The 3,154-nt window shown below is 70.1% G+C and carries 3 protein-coding genes; all 3 read right to left on the reverse strand.

All coding sequences use genetic code 11. From position 1 onward, the window contains the following. Nucleotides 1-12 precede the first annotated feature (12 nt). Complete coding sequence (locus OR37_RS22300; protein ID WP_004625208.1) at nt 13-2,337, reverse strand: enoyl-CoA hydratase-related protein; 2,325 nt, start codon at nt 2,335-2,337, stop codon at nt 13-15. 99 nt (nt 2,338-2,436) lie between these two features. Further along, a complete protein-coding gene (locus OR37_RS20445; RefSeq protein WP_004625210.1) occupies nt 2,437-2,862 on the reverse strand; it encodes a MerR family transcriptional regulator in 426 nt (141 codons plus the stop codon). Continuing rightward, nucleotides 2,862-3,154: acetyl-CoA carboxylase biotin carboxyl carrier protein subunit (locus OR37_RS20450; RefSeq protein WP_004625212.1), on the reverse strand; the 293-nt coding region annotated here is incomplete at its 5' end. The genes OR37_RS20450 and OR37_RS20445, both read right to left, overlap by 1 nt.

Genomic DNA, 3,154 nt, shown 5'->3' on the forward strand with positions numbered 1-3,154 from the left:
TAGCGGGACGGCCTATCGCCCCGTCCACTTGGGCGGGCGCTTCTGGGCGAAGGCGAGGGGGCCTTCGCGCACGTCGGCGGATCTGAACAGCGCCTTCACGGCCGGATAGGCGTCCTGGCCGCGATAGGCGGTTTCCAGGCTGGGCGTGTCCAGGCCACGATGAACCGTCTGCTTGGACGCGCGGATCGACATCGGACTGCAGGCCAGGATGTCCTGGGCCCAGCGACGAGCGACCGCCATGACCTCGCCGGCCGGGGCGACCTCGTTGACGAAGCCCAGTTCGACGCCCTCCCGCGCCCCGACCCGGCGGCCGGTCAGGATCATGCCCATCGCCCGCTTGAGGCCGATCAGGCGCGGCAGGCGGTGCAGCCCGCCCGCGAGAGCGGCCAGTCCGACCTTGGGTTCGGGGAGCGCGAACACCGCGGTTTCGTCGGCGACGATCAGATCGCAGGCCAGGGCGACCTCGAAGCCGCCGCCCATGGCCAGGCCATTGACGGCCGCGATGACCGGCTTGTCGAGGTCGAACCGCGAGGTGAGGCCGGCGAAGCCCGTGGTCGGGGTGCGAGTCGGCTCACCCCGGGCCATGGCCTCGGCGGTATATTTCAAGTCGTTGCCGGCCGAGAACGCCTTGTCGCCGGCGCCGGTGATGATCGCCACCCACTGGTCCGGATCGGCGGCGAAGGCGTCGAAGATCTCGGCCAGTTCTGCATTGGCCATCGGGTGCAGGGCGTTCATCACGTCGGGACGGTTTATCGTGACGATCGTCAGCGGTCCTTCGCGTTCGACCTTGGCGAATTCGCCCTTGCCGAGGCTCCGGGGGCGCTTGGCCCCCGCTTCCCAGATCAAGGTTCCGAACACGTCGACGCGCACGTGGCCCTCGGTCCCGACGGCCGAGCGCTCCATCGACAGCAACGGGCTCATCGAGGCTTGGTCGTCGGGGGCGACGCGGGCCATCAGTCGTTCGCCGGCCGGCGTGCGCGCGATGACGATTCCGTCCTGGGGCGCGCCGTCACGGCCGAAGCGGACCGTGTAGGTCTCGATGGTCGCTGGACCGTCATAGCGCTCGACCAGAGCCGGCACGGGTCCGCGCGCCGCGTCGGCGGCGGCTTGCACCGAATAGTCCTGCGCCAGCGGCTCGGCCGGCGCCTTGGCCCCGACCACCAGGGCGTGGTGCTTGTTGACATAGCCGCCCTGGCCATAGAGCAGGCCCAGGTCTTCGGGGTGCTCGCGCAGCCTGCGCGTCATCGCCGCCACCGCGTGGCCCATATAGTTGTTCAGCGGCGCGCCGAAGAAGGTCAGGCCGCCGGTCACGGTGGGCGGGACCTTGTCGGCGTCGAGGCCCAGGGTGCGCAGGGCCATCTTCGGCACCACCGGGAAGCAGCTATAGAGCTCCATGTGCGCGAAGCGGTCCGCGCCGCCGACTTGGGCCGCCGCCGTCTCCAGCACGGTCTGCTGGGCGGTGGAGTGGGCGTAGTTGTCGCGCAGCAGATAGTCCTCGGGCTCCCGCGCGGCCGCGCCGCTCCAGACGTGGATGATGCGGTCCTCCGGAACGCCCAGCTCGCGCGCCAGGGCCAGGCTGGTGACGAGAATCGCGGCGGCCTGGTTCACCTGCGGATTGGCCACCATCAGCTTGGGATAGGGCCAGTTGATCAGGCGGTTGTCCGGCGTGATCTCGGCGATCGTCGCCGCGTCGGGGGCGGAGCGGATCCAGGCGTTGGGATTGGTCGCGGCGACCTGGGCGTAACGCGCCCAAAGATCGGCGGACTCGGTCTGGGCCTGGGCCGGCGTCTGGCCCCACGCGACCTGGGCCGCCATTTCATAGAACGGATAGACCTGGGCGGGATCCTGCATCCCCAGGGCCACGGCGGGCGGGCTCATGGCGAAGCGGCTGGACGGAAAGCGCACGGCGGTCTCGGCGGAGGCTAGCGGGGTCCACGGCGGCTTGGCCTTATCGCGGCGGGCGCGGGTGGCGCTGTGGGTCGACTCCCCACCGACGATGGCGGCGACCTTCTGCTCGCCGCGCGCGATGCGGACGGCGGCATCGTGGATCAGGCGGATCGGGGTCTCGCCGCCCATGCTGGCGTTGGTCTTGCGGGCGGGATCGATGCCCAGGCGCTCGGCGAGCTGTCCCACCGGATCGACATAGCGCCAGGACACCAGGCCCACGAGGTCCAGCGTGTCGACATGCGCCAGCACCCGGGCGCCGGCGTCGTCCTGCGCGGCTTCCAGCGCCTTGGCCATCAGGGCCACGGGTTCCAGGCTCTGCTCCAGCGTCGTCGGGCGATCGATGGCTTCGCCGACGCCGATGATCACCGGCGAAAAATGGGGATCGCGCATGGTCCGGAGGCCTCCCAGGCTGTTCGTCTTTTGGCGTTAATCGATCAGCTAAATCGCCTCCTGGCCATGGTGACGCGGCGGCAATTCCTTATGACACGATCACGCGACGGGTTGCGCCACGCTCGCCTGCAGGCCAGCGATGGTCGGGGGGAGGGCGGCGGCGTCCGTGGCCACATGCGCGGCCAGATCCGCCAGCCGCGCCAACTGGGCCTGCTGCTCGTCGAGCGCCTCCGCCAGAGCCTGGCGCAGCGCCTCGCTTTGGGCGGCGGGCTTGTCCCGCAGAACCAGGATGTCGCGGATCGCGGCGATCGGCAGACCGACGCCGCGCAGGGCGACGATGGCTTTCAGCTGTTCCAGCGTGCCGACGTCGTAGCCCCGCACGTTCCGGGCGAGGCGGTGCGAGCGCACCAGCCCTTGGTCCTCATAGTGACGCAGCGTGCGCGCCGTGACGCCCAGGCGTCGGGCGGCGTCGCCGATCTCGATCAGGCGGATCGGGGCGAGGGGAATGCGAGGTTGGTAGTTCATCAGCCAAACTCCACGAGGATTTCGTCGGCGGCGACGGGATCGCCGGCTTTTGCGTTGACGGCCTTGACGGTTCCGTCGCGCTCGGCGCGGATGATGTTCTGCATCTTCATGGCCTCGAGGACGCAGACGACCTCGCCCTCGCGGACCAGCTGTCCGGGGGCGACGTCCATGGAGACGACGAGGCCGGGCATAGGCGAGAGCACCAGCTTGGAGGTGTCGGCGGCCTGCTTGGGCGGCAGCTTGTCGTGCAGCTCGGCGGCGCGCTGGGTCAGGACCAGCACCCGGGCCTTGA

The organism is Caulobacter vibrioides OR37, from assembly GCF_000372645.1.
Lineage (GTDB): Bacteria > Pseudomonadota > Alphaproteobacteria > Caulobacterales > Caulobacteraceae > Caulobacter > Caulobacter vibrioides_E.

Bases quoted from the DNA above. Each gene is read 5' to 3' on its own strand.
- OR37_RS22300 (WP_004625208.1), bottom strand. From the start codon at position 2,337: ATGCGCGATCCCCATTTTTCGCCGGTGATCATCGGCGTCGGCGAAGCC.
- OR37_RS20445 (WP_004625210.1), bottom strand. From the start codon at position 2,862: ATGAACTACCAACCTCGCATTCCCCTCGCCCCGATCCGCCTGATCGAG.